The organism is Bradyrhizobium sp. AUGA SZCCT0160, from assembly GCF_018130105.1.
GTDB lineage: Bacteria > Pseudomonadota > Alphaproteobacteria > Rhizobiales > Xanthobacteraceae > Bradyrhizobium.
Genome location: NZ_JAFCMD010000008.1, coordinates 140884 through 166707, shown reverse-complemented (window position 1 = coordinate 166707; position 25824 = coordinate 140884). Strand labels below are relative to the sequence as shown.

Below are 25824 nucleotides of genomic sequence, written 5' to 3'. Positions count from 1 at the left end.
GCCTTCACGCTTTTTCGCTGCGCTCCAGGATCGGGCGGAACTGCTCATGAGCCTTCTTCAGCTCCGTTGCCGGATCAGCGCCCGCAAGGGTGGAGGTGAGGGCTGCACCGACGAGATCTCGGAATTCGGCGACCGGAATGATCACGGGCAGGCCGAGCTTGCTGATCTTGGCGGAATCGATCACCGATTGCAGCCATTCCTTCGGCATCTTTACGCCGGCCTGGATCTCCGGGTCGTTGAGCACGGAGTTGCGGAACGGCACGCCGCCGCCGGCCTGCAGCAGCCGCGCGCCTTGCTTCTTCGAGACCGCCCATTGGCAGAGCAGATAGGCGGCTTCCTTGTTCTTGCTGGCGGCCGCGATGCCGATGCCGTCGCCATAGGTTGCCGAATATTGTCCCTTGGATCCCTTGGGCACGACGGTGTAGCCGACCTTGCCGACGACGCGCGAGGCGGCCGGGTCTTCCAGCGGGGGGGCCCAGCCGACGCCGTCGATCCACATCGCCGAACGGCCTTGGGTGAACGAGGCCATCGACTCCATCCAGTTGAAGCCGGCGACGCCGGGAGGCGCGACCTTGGTCAGCAGCGTCTGGTAAAGCTTGGTGGCTTCGATCGCCTCCGGGCCGTCGGTCAGGATGCCGCCCTTGGCATCGAGGAATTCGCCGCCGGCGTTAAGGAAGAAGTTGGTCCACAGCGTCATGTTGGCGTTGCGCAGGCCGCGCCCGACGAAGCCGAAGGTGCCTTCCTTGGCGTCGGTGAGCTTTTCGGCCGCCGCGACCATCTCGTCGAAGGTCTTCGGCACCGCGACGCCCTTCTTCTGGAACAGCTCCTTGTTGTAATAGAGGATGAAATAGTCGACCGACCACGGCAGGGAGTGCATCTGCCCCTTGTCGTTCTTGGCGTATTGCAGGCCGCCGGCCGAGAAATCGCTTTCGACGAGGTCGGGCGCGGTGAGGTTCGGGTCCTTCATGTAGCCGGAGATGTCGGCGAGCCAGCCGGCCTTCTCGAACTGGCGCTTCTGCACGTGGTAGCTCAGATGAACCACGTCGAAGCTCGGCTTGCCCGAAGCGAGTTCGATCACGGCCTTCTGGCGCTGTTGCTGTTCGGGGATCTGCTCCGACTCGACCTGGATGCCGGTGAGTTCGGTAAATTCCTTGATGTTCTTTTGAAAATTGTCGCCGCGCGGACCCTTGGCGAGGATCACCTCAAGCTTGGTGCCGGCGTACTTCTTCCACTGCGGTTCGGCCGCGCGGGCCGGGAAGCCGGTCAGGCTCAGCGCCCCTGCGGCGGCGGTGCCGGCCAGAACGGAACGGCGCGAGATCAGATGATTCTTCATTATTTTTCTCTCCCTGGGTCGGCTTGTTTTGCGGCGATAGTAACGTCCGTGCGTGGCCTGCCTAGCCCCCTTCGTGCGGTATTATGGCGGAGCGCAGGCGATGCCATTGGTTGATCGCGCTTGCAATCGAACTAATATAGTGTACAAACAGTACAGTTAATGTCGGAGCCGGGCGAATGACGACGAGCGGCGACTATCAGGTCTTCGAGGCGGGCGACGTTCCGCTTCAGTCGGGCGTCATGTTCCCTTCCATGCGTCTCGCCTACAAGACCTATGGCAGCCTGAATGCGCGGAAGGACAATGTGATTGTCTATCCGACATCGTTCAGCGCGCAGCACTTCGACACCGAGTGGCTGATCCAGCCCGGCGGCATTCTCGATCCCGAGCGCTACTTCATCATCATTCCGAATCTGTTCGGCAACGGCCTGTCTTCCTCGCCGTCGAATTCCGACATCACACCGTTTCCGGCGATCAACTATAACGACGCGGTCGCGGTGCAGCGCCGCCTGCTGGTAGAGCAATTCGGCATAGCGAAGATCGCGCTGGTCTATGGCTGGTCGATGGGCGGCATGCAGGCCTATCACTGGGCGGCCTGCCATCCTGACATGGTGGAGCGCGCCGCCATCGTCTGCGGCAGCGCGCGGTGCTCGCCCTACAACCACGTATTCCTGGAGGGCGTGAAGGCGGCGCTGACCACGGATCCGAATTTCCGGGATGGCCGCTTCATCGCCAAACCTTCCGCCGGCCTTCGCGCCATGGGTCGCATCTATGCGGGATGGGCGATGTCGCACGCCTTCTACCGGGATGAGGTCTGGCGCGAGGCAGGATTCAAATCGCTGGAAGACTATCTGGCAGGCTCGTGGGATGTCGCCTTCGCACGGCGCGACGCCAACGATCTGCTGGCGCAGATCGGCATCTGGCAGCGTGGCGACATCAGCCAGTGCCCGGAATTTGGCGGCGACATTACCCGCGCGCTCACGGCGATCAGGGCGCATGTGCTGCTGATGCCGGGGCAGACCGACCGCTATTTCGATGTCCGCGACAACGAGGCCGAGATCGGCCGGCTGGTCAACGCCAAGTCGGCCGAGCTTCATCCCATCCCGTCGATCCACGGTCACCGTGCCGGCAATCCGATCAACAACCCCAGGGATCGCGACTTCATCAAGGCCGAGATATCGGCCCTTCTAGAGCGTTGAAAATCATCTTGGAGGCAGTGCGATCATGAGCACAGCGATTACGGCAACGGGCGAGAAGCTCCTGAGTTCGGCTGAGCTCCGCGACCTATCGGTGCGATCGAACCTTCCCGGCATCGTTCGCGCGATCAGTCACTACGGCGCTATCGTCGTTGTCGGCACGCTGATCTGGCAGGTCGCCTCGAGCTATGGCCTGCTCTGGGCGATACCGCTGATCGTCGTGCAGGGATACTTCGTCGCCTTCCTGTTCATGGTCGTGCACGAGACCGCTCACAAGACGGCGTTCCGGAGCCGCGCACTCAATCTCGTGTTCGGCCATCTGTCTTCGTTCGCGATCGGGCTGCCTTACGAATATTATTGCCTGTTCCACTGGGACCACCATCGCTACACGCAGGATCCGGCGAGGGATCCCGAACTGCTGGTCGGCCCGATGCCTGCCTCCGATACGCAGCTTGCAATCGCCTATAGCGGTCTTCGGCAGGTCGGCTTCCGGCTAGGTCTGATGCTTCGCCATGGCCTGACGGGCAACGCCTCCGCGCCCTGGATACCGGAAGCCAAGCGCCACATCGTGGTGAGGGAGGCGCGCCTCTATTTGCTCGGCTATGCGGTGCTACTGCTCGCCTCACTCGCATTGCAGACCACGATCCTGCTCTGGGTATGGGTCGCGCCGCTGGTGGTAGGGCAGCTATTCCTGCGTCCTTATCTCTATGCCGAACATACCGGCTGCGATCGGACGCGCAGCGCTTTCCAGAACACCCGTACGACCTATACCGGCATATTCACGAAGTGGTTTGCCTGGAATATGCCCTACCATGTCGAGCACCATGCCTATCCTTCGATTCCGTTTCATGCGCTGCCGAAGCTGAACGGTATCGTCGACGAACAGATCGTGTACCGGGGCCGGGGTTATCTCGCTGTGACGCGGGAAACGTGGAATTGGTTCCGGCGCGAGCGACGTAAGGGAGCCGTCACCGAACCTTGATCATCAACAGCGTGTCGACGAGGTTACGCGCTTGCGCCGGCGAGATCGGCTTGATGCCGAAGATGTAGCGATAGAACAGGCTGCCGTAGATCGCGTCATAGAGGTCTTCGGGCGTCCCGGCGGCGCCAACGCTGCCGTCCTGCTGGCCGGCCGCAATCAGTTCGACCAGCGCTGTCCTTCGATACCGGAGATAGCGCTCGTAGAAAATCTCCGCGGAACCGGTGTTCGAAATGCATTCGGAGATCACGGCGAGCTGCACCTTGCCGAACTCACCCTGCAGCGCCTTCGCATAGGCGGCCGCGTGGCTTCTCAGGCGGTCTGCCGGCGTGCCGGTGCTCGGCAGCGGCAGCATCAACGAAGCATGGTGCAGGAACGCATCGATCAGCAGCGCCTCGCGCGACGGCCACCATTTGTAGATGGTCATCTTCGAGACGTTCGAATCCCGCGCCACCGCATCGATGCTGGTGGCGGCAAGGCCCGTGGTGGCCATCAGGGTGTAGGCGCTCTGCAGAATGGCGTTGGTCGTCTCGGCGGAACGGGGACGACCACGGCGGGTCGTTGCCGTGTCGCCGTCCGGTTCGATCTTGCCCTTCGCCATGATCCGGCTGTCCCTCGATACAGCGACAAGCGCGGTCGGCTACGCCTCGACGAAGGCGAGCAGGGTGCCGTTGCCGGCTGCCGGTGGCACGATGACGCCGCCACCGCTGTGAACACCAGTGCCACCGAGCGCCTTCTCGGCTGCAGCGACGTCGGCCTCAATCACCAATCCCGCGCCGCCACGCTCGGGCAGACCGGTCAGCGATACCTCGGGATAGCGCTTGCTCAGTTGATCCCTGGTCAGGAACACGAAGTCGGCGCGATCGGAGCCCGAGGGCACGGCGATGGCGCCGTCCTGCTCGCTCACGTCGCGATCGATCATGCGCGACATATGCGCGGCGTCGTTGGCGGGCTCCGGCGAAACGATCAGCACCTGCCGCAGGCGCTTGGCGCCATTGGCGTGCTTCATCAGTTCGGGAATCCACACCGTCTCGCGGGTCTTGTGCTGGCAGGCGAAGATACGCACGCCGCCCGGCGCTTCCGCGGTCGGCCACTGGAAGGTCCGGAATTTTGCTGCAGAGACGGTGCCATCGGGCATCGTCACCGGTCGTTCGAAATCGGTCGGTCCAACCGGCGGATAGCCGCGCGCGCGAATCTCTTCGGCGCCGTCGGCGGAATCCACTGCGGTAAAAGCGATGCGCTCGATACCCTCGCCGCGCTTTTCCAGAAACGCGCGCGCCGGAGCGTTATGTTCTGTCGGCGTCAGGACGCCGAGCAATTCCATATAGTCAGGGTCGAACATGATGGTGTAATTGCCCGATCCCATATGCGCGCTGTGGGTGCCGCGCGGCGACACAGTAAAGCCGAGCCGCCTGTAATTTTCAGCTGATTTGTCGAGGTCCTTCACCATGACCACGGCGTGATCTATTCCGACGACGTTCTTGAGTGCCACTCTGCTATTTCCCGGGGCTGATGATGCGTACTAAGCTAACCATTCGATCTGCCGCCCGCAAGAAAGGATCATGATGAATAGCGCTGAAGTCCGCTGGCCGCCTTCGCTGTGGACCGCGGTGACGCCATCAGGGCCTGAGCTTCCGGAATTGATCGGGACGCAGCAGGCCGATGTGATCGTGATCGGCGCGGGCTTCACCGGACTATCGACGGCGCTGCATCTGCGCGAGGCCGGCGTCGATGTCGCGATCGTGGAAGCCGCGGAGCCGGGGTGGGGCGCGTCGGGTCGTAACAACGGCCAGGTCATTCCGACCCTGTCGCGGCCCGATCCGGAAGACATCATTGCCAAACACGGTGTGGTCGGCGAGCGCTTCGTCGGCATGCTGCGCGACAGCGCGTCGACGCTGTTCGAGGTGGCGCGGCGTTACAAGATCGAGGCCGAGCAGGAGCAGGCCGGATGGGTGCAGCCGGTACATTCGCCTGGCCGCATCAAGGTCGCGGAAAGGCGTGTGAGCCAATGGTCGAAGTTCGGCGCGCCAGTTGAACTGCTGTCGCGCGAACAGACGCGCGACATGACCGGGTCGGATGCCTGGTACGGCGGCTTCTGGAACAAAACCGGCGGCCACGTCAATCCGCTGGCGCTGGCGTGCGGGCTGGCGCACACGGTGCTCGGCCTTGGCGCACGCATCTACGCCCGTTCGCCGGCAATCAGTTTCGAGCGTCGCGGCGATCGCTGGGTGGTGAAGGCCGAAAAGGGCGCGATCAGCGGCCGTGCGCTGGTGGTTGCGAGCAACGCCTATAGCGGCGAGTTCTCGAAATCGCTGGTGCCTGACATGGCACACGAGGTCATGCCGGTGTTGTCCTGGCAGATGGCAACCCAACCGCTGTCCGACAATGTGCGCAAGACCATCATCCCCGGCCGCCAGGCGCTGTCCGATACCCATGGCGAACTGTATTTTGCGCGTTACGACGTGCGCAATCGGCTGGTCACCGGCGGTGCGGTGCTCGGCCCCGGCAACAAGGTCGAACGGATCAAGGCTGTCGTGACGGAGCGCTTGCAGCGGCTGTGGCCACAGATCGGCGAGGTCTCGTTCGACTATGTCTGGAACGGCTATGTGGGGATGACGGCGGACTTCTTGCCGCGCATCCACAAACTCGGGCCCAACGCTTATGGCTGGACCGGCTGTAACGGCCGCGCGGTCGCGCTGACGATCCCGCTTGGCAACGAATTGTCAAAGGCGGTCCGCGGCGTGCCGGAAAGCGAACTGGCGTTGCCGTTTACCGAACCTGTGCCGTTCGTGGCGCACGGATTGCTGCGCAAGATCGCGCCCTGGATGCTGCTGCTCTATCGGCGCCGCGATGCGCAGGAACTGATCAAGGGCGACCGTTTCGAGCTGCTGCGATGGGCGGAGTATTTTCTCGCCTCGCGGCGTCCGCAGTGATATCGCCACACAGATTTCTACGGCGCGCGAACTCTCGGCGAGTACGCCGACGGGTTTGCCGTTGGCGTCGAGGTCAACCAGAATTTCCTGAATCTTGCCGCTGATGATGTAGACGCCGGTGGACGCATGAAGGCTTGGATTGAGCTGGCGCTGCTCGGCGCCGTATGAGCGTTGAGCACGCCGCCCTTCTTCGGGGGGCCTGCGCGAAGGTCCGCATCGGAACTGGAGTCATTTTCTAATCGCCGGTTCGGAAAATCCTTCCGGAAATCCGGACATGCGCATCAGCGTTGCGATCGCCGCCGTTTTATTCGGCATCAAAACCATCGCTCGCCATGGCGCGATCAGGCGCGGGGAGTGGTCGGAGATCGTCGAAAAAGGCTGTCTGGCAAGGCATTTCGCCGCATTCAGCTGGTTTAATGCACCGCCAAAGCCTTAAAAACTAGCCTATTTCCCGCGAATCAGTGCAAGTCAAATAGCGATATAGTTGTGCAGAATGTCGAAAAGCCTGTTTTTTTAGGCAATTTCCGCCATATCGTGCCTCTTCCAGAATCAAATGGAGCAACCATGGCTACCCAAATGTCTAAGTCGCAGCTGATCGAGAAGATCGCGACGTCCACCGAAGTTTCGAAGAAGGAAGTCAAGGGCGTGATGGACGCGCTCGTTGACGTTGGTCACAAGGAGCTGAAGAAGAACGGGGTGTTCCTCGTCCCCGGCTTCGCCAAGTTCGTCGTGGTCAAGAAGCCCGCGACCAAGGCTCGCAAGGGCACCAATCCCTTCACGGGCGAAGAAATGATGTTCAAGGCCAAGCCGGCGCGCAAGATCGTCCGCGCCCGCCCGGTCAAGGCCGCCAAAGACGCGGTCTGATAGCGAAAAGGCCTCCGGCGACGGAGGCCTTTTTTGCCCGGGGCCATTGCGCTTTCGAGCGAAGTGGTCACCGGTTCGCGCAAGCGAAACGCGAAGGATAAAGCGGGTTCCGGTTCTGAGCCCATCAGAGCCGGGGTGCCGCTAGACCACCGGCGACCGGCCGCCATCGACATTGATGGCTGTCCCGGTGATGTAAGAGCCCTGCTCCGAGGCGAGGAAGCAGGCGAGGTTGGCGAATTCCTCCGCCGTGCCCATCCGCCCGAGCGGGACGCCCTTGGCGAGGTCGCGGGTAAAATCGTCGAAATCCGTATCCGGCGCCTTCTCGGCGTGCCGCTTGACCCATTGATCGCTCACGATCAGCCCGACCAGCATCGCATTGACCAGGACGTTGTGCGGGCCGCCTTCGTTCGCCATGGCCTTGGTCAGCGCCATGCCGGCTGCCCGGGAGACCGAGGTCGGGGTTGACGCGGCAGCCGGCGCCTTGGCTCCGATGTTCAGCACGTTGATGATGCGGCCCCATTTGCGCGCCTTCATGCCCGGCCAGACCAGCCGGCTGAAACGGATCGCGGCGAACAGTTTCAGGTCAAGGTCGTCCTGCCACATTTCGTCGGTCACGGTCTCGAACGCCATCGCGCGCGAGGTGCCGGCATTGTTGACGAGGACGTCGACCGGGCCGAGATCGGCGGCGATCGACTCATGCGCCTTGGCGATATCCGCCGCCTTCGAGACGTCGCAGACATAGTCGCGGACCTCGACGCCTTCCTTGGCGAGTGCCTCGCGCGCGGCCTGCAAGTCCTGTGCGCCGCGCGCCAGGATCGCGACCTTGGCGCCTGACTCGGCAAAGCGCCGCGCGACGGCAAGCCCGATGCCCTTGCTGCCGCCGGTGACGGCGGCAACGCGGCCCTTCATGGTGACGTTCATTTTCTCCTCCCTGGGTGCGGCGGTTCTGCGGCCGTTCAGTGCTGTAACGCTGGACGGGAGTAGATCAACCCGGACATGGCAAGGCGTGCGTTTTGCGGGCTAACGAACCTGTGAAGTGCAGAAATATCCATCCGGGAGAACCGGTGCGCGCGACAAGGATCTTTCCCGCATCGCACCTGCGGGAACGGCAATTTTGCTATTTCCAATGCGGTCTTGTGGGGAACGGCCAGCCAGCCAAAATCAAATCGAACCAACAATAGAGTCCAGGAGAATGCCATGGGCCTGCAACAAGCAAAACTCGAGTCGCTCCCCTTCGTCACCGGTGAGCTCAACTACCTCGCGCCCACCCCCGGAAAGCCGCGCACCTACGCCTTCGATCCGCCGCCGGGCGAGCCCAGATCGACGGCGCTGCCCGAACCCCATCAAGTTCCGATCTTCGACGCCCGCCTGATCGCAGGCAGTCTTTCGCTGGACCGCGAGGGTTTTGCCCTGGTCCGCCACCCGACCAGCGTCCGGAATTTCTACGATGATAAGGAGGTGCGGAACGTCTACTATCCCGCCGCCGAAGCTTTTCTCCGCGCTACGCTGAAAGCCGATCGCGTCGTGATATTCGACCATACCGTTCGCAAGCGCGTCGACGGTGCTGCCGATGTGCGGGGCGCCGGCCCGCGCCAGCCGGCCACGCGGGTCCATGTCGACCAGACTGATTTATCAGGGGCGAACCGGGTCCGCGAACATCTGCCTGACGAGGCGGACGAACTCCTCAAGGGCCGGGTCCAGGTGATCAATCTGTGGCGGCCGATTCGCGGACCGCTGCGCGATGCGCCGCTCGCGATGCTCGATGGCCAGACCGTGGCGCCCGGCGATCTCGTCGCCTCCGACCTGATCTATCCGAACCGGCAGGGCGAAACCTATTCGGTGAAGTACAACCCGGACCATCGCTGGTACTACATTCCGGAGATGACCTCGGACGAAGCGCTGCTGCTGAAGTGCTACGATTCGGCGACCGACGGGCGTACGCGGTTCGGACCGCACACCGCCTTCATCGATCCGACGACGCCGAAAGACGCAGCGCCGCGCGAAAGCATCGAGTTGCGGACGCTGGTGTTCCACAAGCACTGATCGCGTCGCCGGGAATACCATTTGGTATTCCCGGTGTATTGGTGTTACCCCGGCTGCAACAAGGCCGGGAAGAAACGAAACATGGACGGCGGCAAGGCCGACGACGCGGATGTCAACATTCGCGCACTGATTTTTGCGCTTCTGGCGCTGGCCTGCGGTCACATGCTGTCGACCCTGCTGCGCACGATCCCGGCCGTCAGCCTCGACGTGATGGCCGCCGATTTCAAGACTTCGCCGCAGGTGCTGGCGAGCCTGACCTCGATCTATCATTTTTCGTTCGCGGCATCGCAGATACCGGTCGGCGCCGCGATGGATCGTTTCGGCGTGCGGCCGGTTTCGCTTAGTCTGCTGATTGGAACGATTGTCGGCGCGTTGGCGTCCGGCCTGGCAACCGGGCCGGAGAGTTTTCTGTTCGGGCAATTCCTGCTCGGGGTTGCGAACTCGGGCATGTTGATGTGCCCGATGACGCTGGCCGCAAAGCAATTATCTCCGGCGCGGTTCGGCCTGTGGTCCGGACTGATCCTGTCGATCGGCAATATCGGTATGCTGCTGTCGTCGAGCCCGCTCGCCTTCGTCGTCGAACTCTGGGGATGGCGGGCAGGATTTTGGATTTCCGCCGGCTTCGGCCTGATGGTTGCACTGGCCGTCTACGCCCTGGTGCCGAACCAGCGGGCTGAACATGCCGATCGTTCGTCGCCGCTGTCGCAGATGGCCAGCGTCCTGCGCATCGGCGTGTCGTATCGGCTGCGCGGCCTGATTGCCATTGCGCTGGTCTCGCTGGCGGCCGTGCTGGTGCTTCGGGGATTGTGGGGCGGGCCGTGGCTGATGGAGGTCAAAGGGCTCAGCCGGATCGGGGCAGGCAACGCGCTTGGCCTGTTCACGATCGCGCTGATCGTTGGGCCGGCTCTGATCGGTCTTTTCGACCGAAGCTTTGGTCATCGCCGCGAGGTGCTCGCGGCCACGCATTTCCTGGCGGCGCTGCTGCTCGCCTTCATGGCGGCGGGCGCGTCTCATTTTCCGGTCTCGGACCTGTTCGGCGTAGCGGCGATGCCGGCTCAGTATGACATTGTCCTGCTGGTGTTGATCGGTTTTGCCATGTCGGCCCAGCCACTGGTGTTCGGCATGACGCGGCAACTCGTCGACGAGCAGAATACCGGTAAGGCGCTGTCAGCGGTCAATCTGGCGTTCTTCCTGGGAGCGGCGCTGATGCAATCGGCAACCGGCGTGGTCGCGGCGCTCCTTGGACTGCCTGCCGTGCTGCTGTTCATGGCCGCGGCGCTGATCATCGGGACAATCGTATTTTTGTTGTATACCTAGATCAGGTTGAGTTCGAGCACTGGTGGAAGATCGCATGTATCCGGATCCAAATTCCTCGTCGCAAAAAATGTACAACCGCGCACTGGCGAGTCTACCCGGTGGCAATACGCGCACCACCGTCTTCATGAAACCGTATCCGATCTACGCCGCGCGCGGCGAGGGATGTCGGGTGTGGGACCTCGATGGCAACGAGTACATCGATTGCATCAACAATTTCACCTCGCAGATTCACGGCCATGCACACCCGGTGTTGATCAAGGCCGCGACCGCGCAACTTGTGCTGGGATCGGCGTTCGGGATGCCGACCGAATCCGAGGTCGACCTTGCCGAACTGCTCGCTGCGCGATTGCCGTCGGTCGACCAGGTGCGCTTTTGCAATTCGGGTACTGAAGCTGTCATGATGGCGTTGAAGGCCGCCCGCGCCCATACCGGCCGCCCCAAAATTGCAAAGTGCGAGGGCGCGTATCATGGCTCCTATGACTACGCCGAGGTCAGCCTCGATCCGACGCCGGAAGCCTGGGGCCGCAACGCGCCGGTTTCCGTCGCCTATGCCAAGGGTACGCCCGACAATGTGCTGGCCGATGTCCTGACCATTCCGTTCAACGACACCGAGGCCGCGGTCAGCCTGATCCGCGAGCATGGCCCTGAACTCGCCTGCGTCCTTGTCGATCCCATGCCCAATCGCGCCGGGTTGGCGCCAGCTGATCAGGCCTATCTGGAGGCGCTGCGCAAGGTGACGCGCGAGGTCGGCGCGCTGCTGGTGTTCGATGAAGTGATCACTTTCCGGCTCGGCTATCGCGGCGCGCAGGGTCTGTTCAATATCGACCCCGATCTGACCACGCTCGCAAAAATCATCGGCGGCGGGTTTCCGGTTGGCGCGGTGTGCGGTCACAAGGAATTCATGGCGGTGTTCGACCCCCGGCCGGGCAAGCCTGCGCTGCCGCATGGCGGCACGTTCTCCGCCAATCCGGTGACGATGCGCGCCGGTATCGCCGCGATGGAACTGCTGGACGAGGCGGCGTTCGCGCGGCTCGATGCGATGGGGGAGGCGGTCCGATCAGGGATCGACGCAGCGTTCCGCCGCCACAATGTTCCCGGCCGCACGGTCGGGCTCGGGTCGCTGCTGAAGATACATCTCGTCGATCGTCCGGTGCGCGACTATCGCTCGGCCTATCCGACCGAAGCGGAAGCCAGGCGTCAGGTGGTTTTCAATCAGGCGCTGCTCAATCGTGGCGTGCTGGCGGCGGGCAATGGATTGATGGCATTGTCGACCCCGATGACGGATGCCGATATTCATGCGATCATCGATGCCGTATCGGGCGCGATATCGGAAGTGTCGGCCTCGCTCTAGGTTCAAGAACAACAAGGCAAGCAAGAACAACAAGGCAAGCAAGAACAACAAGGCAAGAATGTCCGCCAAGATCGATCCCATCACACGGTCCGTCGTCCAGCATCGGCTCAGTTCGATCGTAAAAGAGATGGGCGAGGCCATGCTTCGCACCTCCTATTCGCAGATCCTCAATTCCAGCCGCGATTTTTCGTTAGGGATTTGCGATACGCGCGCCCGCCTGATCGCCCAGGCCGATCATCTGCCGGTGCATGTCGGCGCGTTGCCATGGGCGACGATCGCGGTGGAGGAGCGGTTCAAGGACGTCAAGCCGGGCGACGTCTTCCTGCTCAACGATCCCTATTATGGCGGCAGCCACCTGCCGGATCTCACCGTCTTCGTGCCGGTGTTCGACGGCGACAAGCGGTTGCTCTGGACCATCGTCCGCGCCCACCAAAGCGATATCGGCGGCGCGACGCATGGCGCCTACAATCCCGGGGCAACGGAAATCTGGCAGGAGGGCCTGCGCATTCCGCCGATCAAACTCTCCGAGGCGGGGCGGCCGCGCGAGGATCTGCTCGAGATGCTGGCACTGAATGTGCGAAACCCGCGCGAGTTTCGCGGCGACCTTGCTGCGATGCTGGGCGCGGCGCATCTCGGCGAACGTCGCGTCGCAAAACTGTTCAGCGAATTCGGCGCGCCGGTCGTCGAAGCCGCGATCGAAGCAATTCTGGACGCGACCGAAGCGCAGACCCGCGCCGTGGTCTCGACCTGGAAGGACGGCGTCTTCCACGGCGAGGCGTTTCTCGACGATGACGGCCATGGCCGCACGGATATCAGGATCGCGGCCAAGGTTACCAAGAAGGGCAGCGATGTCGAGGTTGATCTGTCGGAGTCCGATCCGCAGTCGACCAGCTTTGTGAATTCCTCGCATGCCAACATGCAGGCCGCGGTCGCGATGGCCTTTGCCTATCTGATCGACGCTGACATCCCCAAGAACACCGGCGCGCTGCGCCCGTTAAAGGTGATCGCCAAGCAGGGGACGATCGTCTGGGCCGATCCGGGCCGGCCGGTGACGTTGTGCACCAGCCATCCCTCCAACGAGATCGTTGAAGCGATCGTGAAGGCCATGTCCGCCTCCTGTCCGCAGCGCGCGATGGCCGGATGGAGCCGCAGATTCCGGATCGCGATTCAGGGCGAGGATCCGCGCACCGGAAAGCAGTTCATCTGGCATTTGTTTCAGGCTCGACCGGGCGGCGGTGCTTCGTCCGGCGGCGATGGTTACTCGTCGATCGGCGAATGGCACAGCGTCGGTGGATTGAAGTTCGGAAGTATCGAGGTCGCCGAGGCGCGCTTTCCGTTGCACTTCCGCCAGCATGAATTCCGACCGGGCTCCGGCGGCGACGGCCAGTTCCGCGGCGGTCTCGGCGTTGCCCTCGATCTGGTGCTGGAAACCGAAAAGCCGTCGCGCGGCAACACCGCGGGCGATGGCGCACGCCATGGTCCGTGCGGCATGCTCGGCGGCGAGGACGGCGAGCCGCATCATTATCGCCTGCTGTCCGAAGGCCGCGAGCCGCGCGTGTTGCGCACCAAGGAAGTCGGCATCGACCTCCATCCCGGCGATTGCCTCGAGATCCGCTCATCCGGCGGCGGTGGCTGGGGGCCACCGTCGAAGCGATCGGCGGAGGCGCGGCGGCGCGATGCCGAGCAGGGATTGACCAGTGTTTCCGCGGAGCGACGTGGCTGACGATGTACACGATCGGGGTTGACGTCGGCGGAACCTATACCGACCTGGTGGCCACGGATGCGTCCGGGCGCACGATATTCGCAAAATCACCATCCACGCCGGCCGACCAGTCGATCGGCGTCATGACCGGGCTGGAAGAACTGGCGCGGCGATTGAACACGACGCGTGCGGAGATGCTAGCCGCCACAGATCGGCTGGTGCACGGAACCACGGTTGCGACCAACGCGTTGCTGGAGCGCAAGGGCGCCAAGGTCGCGCTCTTGACCACCGAGGGCCATCGCGACGTCATCGAAATGCGCGAAGGCCTCAAGCCCGATCGCTACGATCTGCTCTCGCCGCCGCCGGAGCCCCTGGTGCCGCGCGAACTGCGTTTTGGCGTTCGCGAGCGGCTCAAGGCGAATGGCGAGGTCTTGATTGCACTGGACCAGCCCTCGCTTGATGAGGCCATCGCTGGCATCCGGAAATCCGGTGCAACTTCGGTCGCGATCTGCTTCCTGCATGCCTATCTCAACCCGGTCCATGAACTCGCCGTGGTCGAACGGCTCGCCAGGGAACTGCCTGACGTCAGCGTGTCGCGCTCCAGCGACGTGCTGCCGCAGATCAAGGAATATGAGCGCGTCTCGACCACGATCGTGAACGCCTATGTCGAACCGATCGTGCGGCGTTATCTCACCAATCTCGAACGGCGGCTGAAGGAGGCCGGCCTCAAGGGCAGCCTGTTCGTCATCCTGTCGCATGGCGGCATGGCGCCGGTCGAGGAAGCCTCACGCCTCGCCGCGGGCACGGTGCTGTCAGGGCCGGCGGGCGGGATGTCAGGCGGCCGAAGCTGTGCTGAGCTGCTCGGCATTCCCGATCTGGTGCCGTTCGACATGGGCGGAACCAGCACGGATATCTCTCTCATTTCGGACGGACAGGCCTCGCTCTCCGCTGACGGCCTGCTCGCGGGCCAGCGCATTGCGTTGCGCAGCCTCGACATTGCGAGCATTGCGGCTGGCGGCGGCTCGATCGCCAGCGTCGATGGCAGCCGCACGCTGCGGGTTGGTCCGGAAAGCGCCGGCTCGATTCCGGGCCCGGCCTGTTACGGCAATGGCGGGCAGGCGGCTGCTGTCACCGACGCCAATGTCGTGCTCGGCTATCTCGATGCGGCGGCCTTCATGGGCGGGCAGCGCCCACTCGACCGCGCGGCGTCGGAAGCGGCTGTCGATCGTGTCGCCGCAGCCATGGAGCTCTCGCGCGTCGAGGCCGCGGCCGGCATTTACCGCATGATCAATTTGAACATGGCCGACGGCATCCGGTTGATGACGTTGCGCCGCGGCGTCGATCCCAGGAAATTCGCGCTGCTGAGTTTCGGCGGCGCGGCGGGTCTGCACGCGGCCGAAGTCGCGCGCGAACTGGAGATCAAGCGCATCATCGTGCCGACGGTGGCCTCCGTGCTGTCGGCATGGGGAATGCTGACCAGCGATCTGCGCTATGAGATGAGCCGCACGCATTATGGTAAGGCAGCGCGCATTTCAGCCGGCGAAGTGCGTGAGCTGTTCGCCGAACTGGAACAATCGGCTACCGGTCGGCTGCGCTCATGGTTCAACGGTCCGCTGTCGATCGAACGCTCCGCTGAAATGCGTTACGGCGAGCAGATTTTCGAGATCGACGTATCGCTGGACGGTCTCGACTGGAATGCGCCCGATCTCGTCGACCGGATCGAGCAGCGCTTCCATCGCAAGCACGAGGAACTCTATACCTACGCATCGCCCGGCCAGGAGGTCGTGTTCGTCAATGCGCGGGTCGCGGCGGTCGGTGCGGTGGCGCCGAACGATCAGAACACGCGGCCGGCAGCATCCGCCAGCGCTTGCGTGCCACGCGGCAAGCGACAGGCGTTCTTTGGCGGCTGGCGCGAAGTGCCGGTCTACGCGCTCGATGCGCTGCAGCCCGGGCATTCGCTGACCGGCCCTGCCATCATTGAGGCGGAAACCACCACGGTGCTGGTCGATACCGGCGACCGTGTCAGCGTCAATGCGCTGGGGTGGCTGGATATTACGCTGCGCTGAACACAAAAATTGATTTCAACAGCGCCGGACTGGGCAGTATGGTCGCCAGCACTGGGTTAGGCGTCACAAGCTTGAGTTAGCGTGAGGCCATGCTGATGAAAACAATAAAGGCAACTGGAACTATCCTGGCCCTGTTAGCCGCCGCGCTGTTTGCCGGGATGCCGATATCAGCGCGGCAAGCCCATGGCGGCGGCGTCACCGATACCGAAATCCGCATCGGCAACATCATGCCCTATAGCGGGCCGCTGGCTGCATTCGCGGCGATCGGCAGGGCCGAAGCTGCCTATTTTGACATGATCAACGACCGCGGCGGCATCAACGGCCGCAAGATCAAATTCATCTCCCGCGACGACAGTTCCAATCCAAGGATGGCAGCCGAGCATACAAGTCAACTGGTGGAGCAGGAGAACGTGTTGCTGATGTTCGGCTCGTTCGGGACGCCGAGCAATCTGGCGACGCGGACCTATCTCAACGAGAAGAAGGTGCCGCAACTCTTTGTCGCGTCCGGCGACGAGGAGTGGGCGCATCCCAAGCGATTTCCTTGGTCCATGGGCTGGCAGCCGACGTTTCGCGCCGAGGGACGGATCTACGCCAACTACATTCAGGCCTCCTATCCGGATCGCAAGATCGCGGTGCTCTGGCAGAACGATCAGTTCGGACGCGATCTGTTCAGGGGATTGCAGGAAGGGCTCGGCGTCACGGCCCGCATGATCGTGGCTGATATCGCCATCGAGGCCGATATGTCGATCGATGCCCAGGTCGACATTCTCAAGAATTCCGGGGCTGAGGTGCTCGTGCTCAATTGCGCGCCGCCAATCTCGGCGCGCGCCATCCGCAGAGCGGCCGAACTGGGTTGGTATCCGGTGGTGGTGCTGGTCAATGCGGCGGCTTCGATCGCGAATGCGCTGAGACCTGCCGGGCTTGCGAACGCCACGGGCGTGATCTCGACCTCGTTCCTCAAGGACGCCGGCGACACCACCTGGACGGAAGACCCTTCGATCAAGGCGTGGCTGTCATTCATGGACAAGTATTATCCCGACGGCGACAGGGAGGACAGTTACGCCATCTTCGGCTATGCCGCGGCCGAAACCCTGGTCCAGGTCTTGACCCAGTGCGGCGACGACCTGTCGCGCGAGAACATCATGCGGCAGGCCGCGTCGCTGAAGAATTATCAGAGCCCAATCATTCTGCCGGGCATTGCCATCAACACGGGACCTGCGGATTTTCACCCCATCAAGCAGATGCGGCTGGTGCAATTCGACGGCAGCGCCTGGCAGCCGATCGGCGACGTGATCGAGAGCGCGTTTGCGAGCAAGCCGGGCGATAATTGAACTATCCCTCCGTCGTCCCGGCGAACGCCGGGACCCATACCGCGTGATCTCTCGATGAAGCGATATGGTCGATGCCTTCCGCAAAATGAAGGCCGGTGGTTATGGGTCCCGGCTCAAGGCCGGGACGACGTAAGCTAAGGCTGCCGCTACCCATCCTACACCAGCGCCTACTTCTTCTGCCCGTAACTCAACAGCCCGCCCTTGCTCTTTGCCGGATGGGCGCGCAGGCCTTCCTCATTGGGTTCGGTGCCCCAGCCCGGCCGGTCCGAAATCACGAGGTGGCCGTCGACGATCTCGGGCAGATGGGTGAACAATTCGTGGTCCCACGCCAGCCGGTCGATATCGGTTTCCATGATCCGCAAATTCGGCACCGCGGCGCAGAAATGCGCGTTCATCATGGTGCAGAGATGGCCGTAGAAATTATGCGGGGCGACGTTGACCTCGAAATGCTCGGCGGCGGCCGCAATCTTCATCGACTGCCACACCCCGTTCCAGGGCGTGTCGATGATCGCGACATCCATGGCCTGTTCGTTGAAGTAGGGCAGGAATTCGCGGAGGCCCAGCAGCGTCTCGCAGGATGAGATCGGGTGCGGGCTCTGGCGGCGGATATAGCCCAGCGCCTGCGGATTGAAGGTGTCGATCTCGACCCAGAACATGTCCATATCCTTGATCGCGCGCAGGATCTTCAGATAGCCCTCGGTCTTGGCGTTGAAGTTGAGGTCGAGCAGCAGATCGACATCGGGCCCGGCGCCGTCCCTGATAGCTTCGAGGTGCGTGCAGAGATTGCGAATCACCGTGCGATCGACGTTGATCTCCGGCTCGAATGGCGAGCCGAAGCCGGGCCGCCAGCCTTGCGGCTTGCCGTCGGTGTAGACGAAGATGTTGGTCTTCATCGCGGTGAAGCGCTTTTCGCGGACTTCGCGGCCCATCGACTTGACGCCGTCGAGATCTGATATCGCCGGCTTGTACCAATCGGGATGATTGATGCGCCAGGTCGCGCAATGCGACCAGTAGACCCGGATGCGATCGCGGATCTTGCCGCCGAGCAACTCATAGCAGGGCACGCCGAGCGCCTTCGCCTTGACGTCGAGCAGCGCGTTCTCGATGGCGCCAAGCGCCAGCGCCACCACGCCGCCGGCGGCCGGCCGCGTTGCGGCAAACAGCTCTGCGTAAATCCGCTCATGCTGAAAGGCATTCTTGCCGACCACCCGCGCCGACAGCCGTTCGATTGCCGCCGTGACGCCGGGCGCGCCAAAACCCTCGTCGTACTCGCTCCAGCCGACGATGCCGTCTTCGGTCATGATCTTGACGAAGTGATAGTTGCGCCAACCGGCGTCGCAGGAGAGCGTTTCAACGCTTCTGATCTTGGATGATTTAGTCATGATTTCCTGCCCGGCTGTTGTTTTCGTTGACCGATAACAACAACGGATTGGCAGGGGCGTCAATCGCGCGTAGCGCGATGCCCGTATGCGGCGGATGCGCTGCCTAAGCCTGCGGTGGAAACAGCGTCGGTTGGCGTCGCTCGAATACCTGACGCCCGTTCTTGAAGCCCATCAGCACATCGGGCAGTTCCGCGATCGCGTTCGGGCCGGTGTCGGTGTCGAGGATGACAAGATCGGCGGGATTGCCCGGCGCGATGCCGTAATCCCGCAGGTTCATCAGGCGCGCCGGCAAGTCCGTCACCAGATCGAGGCAGGCGTTGAATTCGCTGATCCCGGCGTGGGCGACATTGGCGTAGAAATTGGCCATCCGCAGTAGCGACGCATCGCCGAACGGCGTGAAGGGATTGAGCACGTTGTTGGTTGCGACCGAACACAGCACGCCGTTTTCCACCAGCCGATGCGCCGCGGTGAGGCCGCGTGGTGCATTGTGAGTGGCGTCGCGCCCCATCAAATAGAGATCGGTTGCCGGCAGCACGGTGACGGCGACGCCAGCCTTCGCCAGCCGTTCGGTCGCGGCTTTCAGACGATCCGGCGGCAACGCCGAGAGTTTGGTGGCGTGCCCGATCGCGACACGGCCGTGATAGTTGCGCCGCTCGGTTTGCCGGCAGACTTCCTCCAGATGCCACCAGGACGGATCGAGATCGAAGTCGAGATGCAGGTCGACATCGACGTCGAATTCCTGGGCGAGATCGAACAGTCTTTCGAGATGTGCGTTCGGGTCGGTGTCCATATAGGGACAGCCGCCGATCGCTTCGCCGCCGTCGCGCAGCGCCGCGACCAGGAGTTCATCTGCGCCGGGATCGTTGGTCAGGCCTTCTTGCGGGAACACGCAGATCGACAGATCGATCGCCCAGGCATAGTCGCGCTTCAGCGCCTTGATCGCCTCGAAACCGCGCAGCGCGATGCGCGGGTCGATCTCGACATGCGTACGCATCCGCGTGGTGCCGTGCACGATGGCGCACTCGAGCACCCGCGCACCGCGGGCATAGACGTCCTCGACGGTGAAATCCCGTTTCATGGCGGCGACCGCAGCGATGGCCTCGCTGACCGTGGCATGGTCGTGCCCGCAGCGGCCGAGCAGGCAGGCCTTGTCGAGATGGATGTGGGTGTCGACAAAGCCGGCGAGGGCGAGCTTGCCGCCGACATCGATCTCGGGCGCGTTGCAGGCAAGCCGCGGCTCGATGGCGGCGATCCGCCCCTCGGATACGCCGATATCGACCGGGAGGGCCGAGGCCCGGGTCCGGGCGTTGCGGAAGATCAGGTCGAAGGCGGCGCGCGCGGTCATCAGGACTTTAGCTGTTTCTTGGCTGGTTCGAGGTGAGGGAGCCTAGCGGAAGAGAGGTTTAGAGGCAGCTCCAGATTGTGTGCAGTTTATAGGCCAAACTGTTCAAAATATGTGCATGCAATTCGGGGCCCCGATTGTAGTATTCCGGGGATCAGGAGCAGCCAGCCATGACCATTGCCGCCAAAGCCGAAAGCAAACCGATGTCGGACGCCGAGGTGGTCGAAGCCTATCTTACGGCCTCGATGATCCCGGATCCGGATGCGGCGGCGGCCTATATGAGGCCGGGCACCATCATCACCTTCACCGGCGGGCGCGAGTTCGATCATCCGCGCGGACCGACCGGCTTCAACGCAGGGCGCTATCGCTGGGTCAAGAAGAAGATGGATCGTTTTGATGTCTGTCCGGGGGCGGACGAGACCGTAGTCTACAGCATCGGCACGCTCTACGGCGAATGGATCGACGGCACTCCGTTCGAGGGCAACCGCTATGTCGATCGCTTTGTCGTGAGGGGCGGCCAGATCGTGAAGATGGACGTTTGGAACGATAGCGCCGAGAGAATTCTGGTGCAGCGGGGGATCGAGGCGTGAGGTCGTCATTGCGAGGAGCGAAGCGACGAAGCAATCCATCTATCTGTTATGCCGCGCTATGGATTGCTTCGCTGCGCTCGCAATGACGGTCATAGACCGCGCTACCTAACCCTCACCACCTTCGGCATTTTCACCACGTGGTCGCTCTCGCCCTCATCGGCGTAGGGTGCCAGAATATCCAGCAAATCGCGGCCGCGTTGCGGGGCCGGCGCGACCAAAGCCCGGTTCGCCACGGAATCCAGATGGCTGTGCATCAGGCTCATCACCTTGGCCTCGTCGCCCTTGACCAAGGCTGCGATAATTCCGCGGTGCTCATTGATGGCGCATTCCGACGAATGCGGGCGGCTGTACAGGGATAGCGTCAGGCAGCAGCGATAGGCGACTTCGCTGACGTAACGCACCAGGATCGGGCTGTTCGTCATGTGCGCGAGCAGGATGTGGAATTCGGTCGCAAGCCGGATCGATACCGCGTCTGTGCCGTCTCGCGCGCCATCCTCGGCGTCGACATGCGCGTTCAACGTCGCGATCTGGGCTTTGGTCAGCTTGCCGGCGAGCTGACGCACCACGAGCCGTTCGAGCTCGATCCGGATATCAAAGGCGTCGCGGGCTTCCTGCCAGCTCGGCGTTGCCACGACCGCGATCCGGTTGCGGCGAAGTTCGACGAGGCCTTCCGCGGCGAGTTGTCCCAGCGCGTGGCGGGCAATGGTACGGCTGACGCCGAAGCGTTCGCCGAGCGAATCCTCAGGCAGTTTCGCGCCGGGCTCCAGCGCCTGCTCGATGATGGCGCGGCGCAGCGCGCGGCAGATCACCCCGACCTTGTCGGATGATTCCGCATTCTTGCCGACCGAACGAGGCGCCATGGGCGAATCCTGAAGGAGTGCTTCGAATGCGCCCTCATATCACAATGGACGACAATTGAGCGCCTGAATTGCATGCAGTTTGGCGGCCGAATTGCCTAAAAGGAATCCGCTGGTTTGGGCGGCCTTTGCGATGCCATTGATTTCAAACGCGAGTTCTGCTGGCATCCGGCTTGCATGCACTTGTAGCCATGATGCGCATGCAACCAGATTCCGAATTCTCCGGCGCGCCGGTTTCGGCCTCCGCCGCCCCCATCGCCATTGACCTCTCTGACGCCTCCGTCACATTCGGCCGCGGCGAGCGGGCGGTGCCGGCGCTGTCGAAAACCACCCTTCGGATTGCCGACGGCGAGTTCGTCGCGCTGGTCGGCCCGTCCGGCTGCGGCAAGTCCACTATCCTGCGGCTGGCCAGCGGGCTCGTCCAGCCGACCACCGGCGTCGTGATCGTCGGCGGCCGGGAAGTCGCGGCGCGGGCGATGCGCGTCGGCATGGCGTTCCAGAATCCGACCATGCTGCCCTGGATGACGATCGAGCGGAACATCATGCTGCCGCTCAAGATCGTCGAGCCGTTTCGCTCGCAATTCCGCAAGCTTCGCAAGACCGAATTCCGCGACAAGGCCAACGCGCTGCTGGAGCAGGTCGGCCTCAAGGGATTCGGCAGCCGTTATCCCTGGCAGCTCTCCGGCGGCATGCTTCAGCGCGCCAATCTGTGCCGCGCGCTGATCCACGAGCCGCGCATGCTGCTGCTCGACGAGCCCTTCGGCGCGCTGGACCAGTTCACCCGCGAGGAACTTTGGTCGATCCTGCAGGACCTCTGGATGACCCACAAGGCGACCGTGCTGCTGGTGACGCATGATCTGCGTGAAGCCGCTTTTCTCGCCAGCCGCATCTGCGTGATGAGCGCGCGCCCCGGCCGCATCGTCGACGACAGCCCGGTCACCTTCAGCCGCCCGCGCACGGTGGCGATGACGTTCGAGTCCGATTTCGTAGCCCTGAACCAGAAGCTGCGCACCTTCATCGTCGATGCGCGCAGCGCGCCAGCCGAGGGAGCGGCATCATGACCGCAAGGGATATCAGACAAAAGGCCTGGTCGGCGGCACTGATCGTGCTGTTCTTTGTCGCCTGGGAACTGTTTTGCGTGATGACCGGGATGTCCGACCTGGTGCTGCCGCGGCCGTCGGAAGTCTTCGTGACGCTGTACCAGAAATTCCCGCTGCTGTGGCCGCATATCCTGCAGACGCTGGCGACGACGATGATCGGCTTCGTTCTCGGTGTCGGTCTTGGCGTCGTGCTCGGCGCGGTCATCGGCGTTTCCAAGACGGCTTACGACACGGCGTATCCGCTGCTGGTCGGATTCTCCTCGATCCCGAAAGTTGCTGTCGTTCCGATCTTCGTGCTGTGGTTTGGCTCCGGCTCGGTGCCGGCGGTGCTGACCGCGCTGTCGATCTGCTTCTTTCCGATCGTCGTCAACATCGCGACGGGGCTTGCGACCACCGAACCCGAACTCGAAGACGTGTTGAAAGCGCTCGGGGCCAGCAAGCTCGACATCCTCTGGAATGTCGGTCTGCCCCGCACCATGCCGTTCTTCTTCGCGTCATTGAAGGTTGCGATCAGCTACGCCTTTGTCGGCGCCGTTCTCTCCGAAACCGTGGCGTCGAACCGCGGCATCGGCAACGTGATGATGACCGCGTCCTCGAATTTCAACGTGCCGCTGGTGTTCGCCGGCCTGTTCGTGCTCGCCGGTCTCGGCGTCGCGCTCTACGTGATCTTCTCGCTGATCGAGGGCCGCGTCACCGGCTGGGCCACCCGAAAGAACGACATGATCGCGACATGACGATTTCACCAAACGCCATCCAACCCAGTCGAGGAGGTTCATGATGTTAACGAGAATAAGCGCCGCGCTGTTGGGACTATCTTTGTTCGCGGGTGCCGCGAACGCCCAGGAAACCACCATCAAGCTGACGCTGGGCTGGAAAACCCAGGGCAGCGACGCCGCGTTCTTCTATGCCAAGGACAATGGCTACTTCAAGGAAGAGGGTCTCAACGTCGTGATCGACCAGGGCGAGGGCTCCGGCGCAACGGTGACGCGGATCATGTCGGGCGCCTATGACGCCGGTTTCGGCGACGTCAACGCCATCATCCAGAACGCCTCGACCAAGCCGCAGGACGCGCCTGTGATGGTCTACCAGATCTGGAACCAGCCGCCCTTTGCGATCGTGACGAAGAAGACCAGCGGCATCAACACCATCAAGGATTTCGAAGGCCGCACCCTCGGCGGCGCGCAGGGCACGCCAACCACGCGGCTGCTGCCGGTGTTCGCGCAGAAGAACAAGCTCGAGGGCGAGAAGATCAAGATCTCCAACATGGCGCCGAACCTGCAGGAGCCGATGCTGATCAAGGGCGACATCGATGCCGCGCTGGTGTTCAACATCACCAGCTATTTCAACCTGGTGCTGAACCGCCAGGATCCCGACAAGGACTATAAGTGGTTCTCGTTCGGTGATTACGGCCTCGATCTCTATTCCAACGGCCTGATGGTCTCCCGCAAGCTGATCGCGTCCAATCCAAAGGCGGTCGCCGGGCTCGTTCGCGCCGTCAACAAGGGCATGATCGCGGTCGCAAAAGACCAGAACGCCGGCATGAAGGCGGCGCTGAATTACGACAATCTGATCAATGTCGACGTCGAAAAGCGCCGGCTGCAATATTCCTTCGACAAGCTGATCGTCTCGGCCGAGATGAAGGAAATCGGCGTCGGCGACGTCAAGGACGACCGCATGACCCGCGCGATCGGCATCATCGTCGAAGGCTATCAGCTTGCCCGGGCGCCGGCGGCATCGGAAATATTCTCGCGCGAATTCCTGCCGCCACGCGCGGAGCGTGAATTGAAGTATACCGCGAACTAACCGCGTCATTGCGAGCGCAGCGAAGCAATCCATGCTATCACGCGGAGAAAGATGGATTGCTTCGTCGCTTCGCTCCCTTGCACAAACGCCTTGCGTTTGTTGCAGGCAATGACGGAGTGCTATAATGCCAATAGCCGTTGCCGCACACAGCCTATTCTCTGGCCCTGACGCCGGTCTAATCGAAAACGCCGTGCTGCGGCACGATGATGGCCTGATCACTTCCATCACCGAGGGCGCGCCGCCCGCCGCCGGGCCGCGCTCCCTCATCCTTCCCGCCTTCGTCAACGCCCACGACCATGCACGGCCGGCCGCGTCTTCCTTTGGTGCGATCGGGATGCCGCTGGAAAGCTGGATCCTGCGATCCGCGCTCGGCACGCCGGTCGATCCCTATCTCACCGCGGCCTCCGCGCTGGCGCGTTCGGCGCGGGCGGGGTGCGCCTCGATGATGGTGCATTACACGCGGCCGAGCGGGACCATGCCGCTGGTCGACGAAGCCAAGGCGATCGCGCGAGCGGCCTCCGATGTCGGCATCCGCATCGCGTTCGCCCTTGCGGTGCGCGACCAGAATCCAATCGTCTATGGCGATAGTGAGCCAGTACTGTCGGAGTTACCCATTGACGATCGCAAGACGATCGAGGAATTGTTCGTCCGCGCACCGATGTCGCCCACGGCCTATATAGAGCTGACCGATGCGATCGCCGCGGCAATTGCATGTCCCAAGGTCGACGTGCAGTTGGGTCCTGCGGGCGTGCAGTGGTGTTCAAAACCACTGCTCGAGGCGGTCGCCGAAAATTCGGCGCTGACCGGCCGCCGGATCCACATGCACCTGCTGGAAACGATCTACCAGCGCGCCTGGGCGGATGAGCATTTCCCTGATGGAATCGTTCGCTACCTCCGCGACATCGGCTTCCTGTCGGAGCGGCTGACACTGGCGCATTGCATTCACGCGCGGCCGGACGAGATCGAGATGATCGCGACGTCAGGCACGCGCATCGTCACTAACTTCAGTTCCAACATGCATTTGCGCTCGGGCCTAGCGCCGATCGCGGCCGCGCACCAATGCGGTTGTGCCATCGCCGTCGGCGTCGATGGCCTGGCGCTGGACGAGGATGACGACGTGCTGCGCGAGATGCGGCTGGTGCAAATGTTCCACGGTGGTCTCGGCTTCAAGCGAACCTGGACGCCAGTGGAGTTTTTCGGCGTTGCCGTCGCCAACGGCCGCAGGGCGACCGGCGCGCCGGGTACGGGCGCGTTGACGCCCGGCGCGCCGGCAGACTTTGTGACGATCGATCTCGATCGCCTCGATCGCGACGAGATCATGCCGGTCGATCCGATTGAACTGCTGTTCGCGAGAGGCAACGCGTCGCTGTTGCGCGAGGTGGTTGTCGACGGACGCACGATCGTCAGCGAAGGCCGTTGCACCGGCGTCGATCTTCCCGCGATCGAGAAGGAGTTGCGCGGCATCTACCCGGTCAATGCCGGCAAACTCGGAAATTTCCGGCGCGCGTGGCCGCTGCTTTCGACTTCGCTTCAAAACTGGTTCGAAGCGCAACTGGATTGCAGTTAAGCGCATCGCATCGTTCGCCAATTCCGTATCACGGAAGAAAATTCCGCTTGCATCGACAGGCGGGCAAGGTT

23 protein-coding genes and 1 pseudogene are annotated in these 25824 nt (G+C 62.8%); 16 read left to right on the top strand and 8 right to left on the bottom strand.

Going from position 1 to position 25824, the window contains the following annotated elements:
- Positions 1-4: 4 nt before the first annotated feature.
- Positions 5-1333 carry a sugar ABC transporter substrate-binding protein gene (locus tag JQ558_RS15690; RefSeq protein WP_212208548.1) on the bottom strand — a complete coding sequence of 443 codons (1329 nt, stop codon included), beginning with the start codon at positions 1331-1333 and terminating at the stop codon, positions 5-7.
- A 176-nt stretch (positions 1334-1509) separates the two neighbouring features.
- On the opposite strand from JQ558_RS15690, the gene JQ558_RS15685 reads away from it, so the two are divergent.
- Positions 1510-2529, top strand: coding sequence for an alpha/beta fold hydrolase (locus JQ558_RS15685; protein WP_212294135.1), 1020 nt, complete (start codon positions 1510-1512; stop codon positions 2527-2529).
- A gap of 25 nt (positions 2530-2554) precedes the next feature.
- Positions 2555-3508, top strand: coding sequence for a fatty acid desaturase (locus JQ558_RS15680; protein ID WP_212294134.1), 954 nt, complete (start codon positions 2555-2557; stop codon positions 3506-3508).
- On the opposite strand, the gene JQ558_RS15675 is transcribed toward JQ558_RS15680, so the two are convergent.
- A complete protein-coding gene (locus JQ558_RS15675; RefSeq protein WP_212208545.1) occupies positions 3495-4106 on the bottom strand; it encodes a TetR/AcrR family transcriptional regulator C-terminal ligand-binding domain-containing protein in 612 nt (203 codons plus the stop codon). The genes JQ558_RS15680 and JQ558_RS15675 overlap by 14 nt on opposite strands.
- 39 nt (positions 4107-4145) lie before the next feature.
- Positions 4146-4997 carry a VOC family protein gene (locus JQ558_RS15670; protein ID WP_212294133.1) on the bottom strand — a complete coding sequence of 284 codons (852 nt, stop codon included), beginning with the start codon at positions 4995-4997 and terminating at the stop codon, positions 4146-4148.
- Between the two features lie 73 nt (positions 4998-5070).
- Here JQ558_RS15670 and JQ558_RS15665 point away from each other — a divergent pair, with 73 nt between their 5' ends.
- Complete coding sequence (locus JQ558_RS15665; protein WP_212294204.1) at positions 5071-6438, top strand: FAD-binding oxidoreductase; 1368 nt, start codon at positions 5071-5073, stop codon at positions 6436-6438.
- Here JQ558_RS15665 and JQ558_RS38125 read toward each other — a convergent pair.
- Positions 6418-6658, bottom strand: a pseudogene (locus tag JQ558_RS38125) (ABC transporter substrate-binding protein); the annotation flags it as partial. The gene JQ558_RS15665 and the pseudogene JQ558_RS38125 overlap by 21 nt on opposite strands.
- 54 nt (positions 6659-6712) lie before the next feature.
- Between JQ558_RS38125 and JQ558_RS15660 the strand changes: the two are divergent.
- Together JQ558_RS15660 and JQ558_RS15655 are read left to right on the top strand one after the other, a co-directional pair.
- Positions 6713-6874, top strand: a complete 162-nt coding sequence (locus JQ558_RS15660) for a hypothetical protein (RefSeq protein WP_212275459.1) — start codon at positions 6713-6715, stop codon at positions 6872-6874.
- Between the two features lie 128 nt (positions 6875-7002).
- Positions 7003-7302: an HU family DNA-binding protein gene (locus tag JQ558_RS15655; RefSeq protein ID WP_192734913.1), complete on the top strand. Its 300-nt coding sequence runs from the start codon at positions 7003-7005 to the stop codon at positions 7300-7302.
- 141 nt (positions 7303-7443) lie between these two features.
- Here the strand turns inward: JQ558_RS15655 and JQ558_RS15650 are convergent, their stop codons facing one another.
- A complete protein-coding gene (locus JQ558_RS15650) occupies positions 7444-8223 on the bottom strand; it encodes an SDR family oxidoreductase (protein ID WP_212208542.1) in 780 nt (259 codons plus the stop codon).
- A gap of 276 nt (positions 8224-8499) precedes the next feature.
- Between JQ558_RS15650 and JQ558_RS15645 the strand changes: the two genes are divergently transcribed.
- The 6 genes from JQ558_RS15645 (at position 8500) to JQ558_RS15620 (ending at position 17112) form a co-directional block, all read left to right on the top strand.
- Positions 8500-9345 (top strand): CmcJ/NvfI family oxidoreductase, encoded by an 846-nt coding sequence (locus JQ558_RS15645; RefSeq protein ID WP_212294132.1) that lies wholly within the window; start codon positions 8500-8502, stop codon positions 9343-9345.
- 81 nt (positions 9346-9426) lie between these two features.
- A complete protein-coding gene (locus tag JQ558_RS15640) occupies positions 9427-10662 on the top strand; it encodes an MFS transporter (RefSeq protein WP_212294131.1) in 1236 nt (411 codons plus the stop codon).
- A gap of 34 nt (positions 10663-10696) precedes the next feature.
- On the top strand, positions 10697-12013 hold the full coding sequence (locus JQ558_RS15635) for an aspartate aminotransferase family protein (RefSeq protein ID WP_212275467.1): 1317 nt from the start codon (positions 10697-10699) through the stop codon (positions 12011-12013).
- Positions 12014-12071: 58 nt separating this feature from the next.
- On the top strand, positions 12072-13736 hold the full coding sequence (locus JQ558_RS15630; protein WP_212294130.1) for a hydantoinase B/oxoprolinase family protein: 1665 nt from the start codon (positions 12072-12074) through the stop codon (positions 13734-13736).
- A 2-nt stretch (positions 13737-13738) separates the two neighbouring features.
- Complete coding sequence (locus tag JQ558_RS15625; RefSeq protein ID WP_212294129.1) at positions 13739-15781, top strand: hydantoinase/oxoprolinase family protein; 2043 nt, start codon at positions 13739-13741, stop codon at positions 15779-15781.
- A gap of 95 nt (positions 15782-15876) precedes the next feature.
- Complete coding sequence (locus JQ558_RS15620) at positions 15877-17112, top strand: ABC transporter substrate-binding protein (protein ID WP_212275473.1); 1236 nt, start codon at positions 15877-15879, stop codon at positions 17110-17112.
- Positions 17113-17279: 167 nt separating this feature from the next.
- Here the strand turns inward: JQ558_RS15620 and JQ558_RS15615 are convergent, their stop codons facing one another.
- Positions 17280-18494 carry a mandelate racemase/muconate lactonizing enzyme family protein gene (locus JQ558_RS15615; protein WP_212294128.1) on the bottom strand — a complete coding sequence of 405 codons (1215 nt, stop codon included), beginning with the start codon at positions 18492-18494 and terminating at the stop codon, positions 17280-17282.
- A gap of 103 nt (positions 18495-18597) precedes the next feature.
- Complete coding sequence (locus tag JQ558_RS15610) at positions 18598-19839, bottom strand: amidohydrolase family protein (RefSeq protein WP_212294127.1); 1242 nt, start codon at positions 19837-19839, stop codon at positions 18598-18600.
- A gap of 167 nt (positions 19840-20006) precedes the next feature.
- On the opposite strand from JQ558_RS15610, the gene JQ558_RS15605 reads away from it, so the two are divergent.
- On the top strand, positions 20007-20426 hold the full coding sequence (locus tag JQ558_RS15605; RefSeq protein WP_212275476.1) for a nuclear transport factor 2 family protein: 420 nt from the start codon (positions 20007-20009) through the stop codon (positions 20424-20426).
- A 101-nt stretch (positions 20427-20527) separates the two neighbouring features.
- On the opposite strand, the gene JQ558_RS15600 is transcribed toward JQ558_RS15605, so the two are convergent.
- Positions 20528-21286: a GntR family transcriptional regulator gene (locus JQ558_RS15600; protein WP_212294126.1), complete on the bottom strand. Its 759-nt coding sequence runs from the start codon at positions 21284-21286 to the stop codon at positions 20528-20530.
- Positions 21287-21477: 191 nt separating this feature from the next.
- On the opposite strand from JQ558_RS15600, the gene JQ558_RS15595 reads away from it, so the two are divergent.
- The 4 genes from JQ558_RS15595 (at position 21478) to JQ558_RS15580 (ending at position 25753) form a co-directional block, all read left to right on the top strand.
- Positions 21478-22344: an ABC transporter ATP-binding protein gene (locus JQ558_RS15595; RefSeq protein WP_212294125.1), complete on the top strand. Its 867-nt coding sequence runs from the start codon at positions 21478-21480 to the stop codon at positions 22342-22344.
- On the top strand, positions 22341-23117 hold the full coding sequence (locus JQ558_RS15590) for an ABC transporter permease (protein WP_212208528.1): 777 nt from the start codon (positions 22341-22343) through the stop codon (positions 23115-23117). Before JQ558_RS15595 ends, JQ558_RS15590 begins: the two co-directional genes overlap by 4 nt.
- Before the next feature lie 43 nt (positions 23118-23160).
- Positions 23161-24186, top strand: a complete 1026-nt coding sequence (locus JQ558_RS15585; protein ID WP_212208599.1) for an ABC transporter substrate-binding protein — start codon at positions 23161-23163, stop codon at positions 24184-24186.
- Between the two features lie 124 nt (positions 24187-24310).
- Positions 24311-25753: an amidohydrolase family protein gene (locus tag JQ558_RS15580; RefSeq protein WP_212294124.1), complete on the top strand. Its 1443-nt coding sequence runs from the start codon at positions 24311-24313 to the stop codon at positions 25751-25753.
- Positions 25754-25824 lie beyond the last annotated feature (71 nt).

What these genes read in the sequence shown, in the direction of transcription:
- JQ558_RS15595 (WP_212294125.1), top strand. Translation starts at nt 21,478, where the DNA reads ATGCGCATGCAACCAGATTCCGAATTCTCCGGCGCGCCGGTTTCGGCC.
- JQ558_RS15675 (WP_212208545.1), bottom strand. Translation starts at nt 4,106, where the DNA reads ATGGCGAAGGGCAAGATCGAACCGGACGGCGACACGGCAACGACCCGC.
- JQ558_RS15660 (WP_212275459.1), top strand. Translation starts at nt 6,713, where the DNA reads ATGCGCATCAGCGTTGCGATCGCCGCCGTTTTATTCGGCATCAAAACC.
- JQ558_RS15620 (WP_212275473.1), top strand. Translation starts at nt 15,877, where the DNA reads ATGAAAACAATAAAGGCAACTGGAACTATCCTGGCCCTGTTAGCCGCC.
- JQ558_RS15680 (WP_212294134.1), top strand. Translation starts at nt 2,555, where the DNA reads ATGAGCACAGCGATTACGGCAACGGGCGAGAAGCTCCTGAGTTCGGCT.
- JQ558_RS15580 (WP_212294124.1), top strand. Translation starts at nt 24,311, where the DNA reads ATGCCAATAGCCGTTGCCGCACACAGCCTATTCTCTGGCCCTGACGCC.
- JQ558_RS15615 (WP_212294128.1), bottom strand. Translation starts at nt 18,494, where the DNA reads ATGACTAAATCATCCAAGATCAGAAGCGTTGAAACGCTCTCCTGCGAC.
- JQ558_RS15650 (WP_212208542.1), bottom strand. Translation starts at nt 8,223, where the DNA reads ATGAACGTCACCATGAAGGGCCGCGTTGCCGCCGTCACCGGCGGCAGC.
- JQ558_RS15610 (WP_212294127.1), bottom strand. Translation starts at nt 19,839, where the DNA reads ATGACCGCGCGCGCCGCCTTCGACCTGATCTTCCGCAACGCCCGGACC.
- JQ558_RS15590 (WP_212208528.1), top strand. Translation starts at nt 22,341, where the DNA reads ATGACCGCAAGGGATATCAGACAAAAGGCCTGGTCGGCGGCACTGATC.
- JQ558_RS15645 (WP_212294132.1), top strand. Translation starts at nt 8,500, where the DNA reads ATGGGCCTGCAACAAGCAAAACTCGAGTCGCTCCCCTTCGTCACCGGT.
- JQ558_RS15690 (WP_212208548.1), bottom strand. Translation starts at nt 1,333, where the DNA reads ATGAAGAATCATCTGATCTCGCGCCGTTCCGTTCTGGCCGGCACCGCC.
- JQ558_RS15600 (WP_212294126.1), bottom strand. Translation starts at nt 21,286, where the DNA reads ATGGCGCCTCGTTCGGTCGGCAAGAATGCGGAATCATCCGACAAGGTC.
- JQ558_RS15630 (WP_212294130.1), top strand. Translation starts at nt 12,072, where the DNA reads ATGTCCGCCAAGATCGATCCCATCACACGGTCCGTCGTCCAGCATCGG.
- JQ558_RS15585 (WP_212208599.1), top strand. Translation starts at nt 23,161, where the DNA reads ATGTTAACGAGAATAAGCGCCGCGCTGTTGGGACTATCTTTGTTCGCG.
- JQ558_RS15625 (WP_212294129.1), top strand. Translation starts at nt 13,739, where the DNA reads ATGTACACGATCGGGGTTGACGTCGGCGGAACCTATACCGACCTGGTG.
- JQ558_RS15635 (WP_212275467.1), top strand. Translation starts at nt 10,697, where the DNA reads ATGTATCCGGATCCAAATTCCTCGTCGCAAAAAATGTACAACCGCGCA.
- JQ558_RS15685 (WP_212294135.1), top strand. Translation starts at nt 1,510, where the DNA reads ATGACGACGAGCGGCGACTATCAGGTCTTCGAGGCGGGCGACGTTCCG.
- JQ558_RS15640 (WP_212294131.1), top strand. Translation starts at nt 9,427, where the DNA reads ATGGACGGCGGCAAGGCCGACGACGCGGATGTCAACATTCGCGCACTG.
- JQ558_RS15655 (WP_192734913.1), top strand. Translation starts at nt 7,003, where the DNA reads ATGGCTACCCAAATGTCTAAGTCGCAGCTGATCGAGAAGATCGCGACG.
- JQ558_RS15665 (WP_212294204.1), top strand. Translation starts at nt 5,071, where the DNA reads ATGAATAGCGCTGAAGTCCGCTGGCCGCCTTCGCTGTGGACCGCGGTG.
- JQ558_RS15605 (WP_212275476.1), top strand. Translation starts at nt 20,007, where the DNA reads ATGACCATTGCCGCCAAAGCCGAAAGCAAACCGATGTCGGACGCCGAG.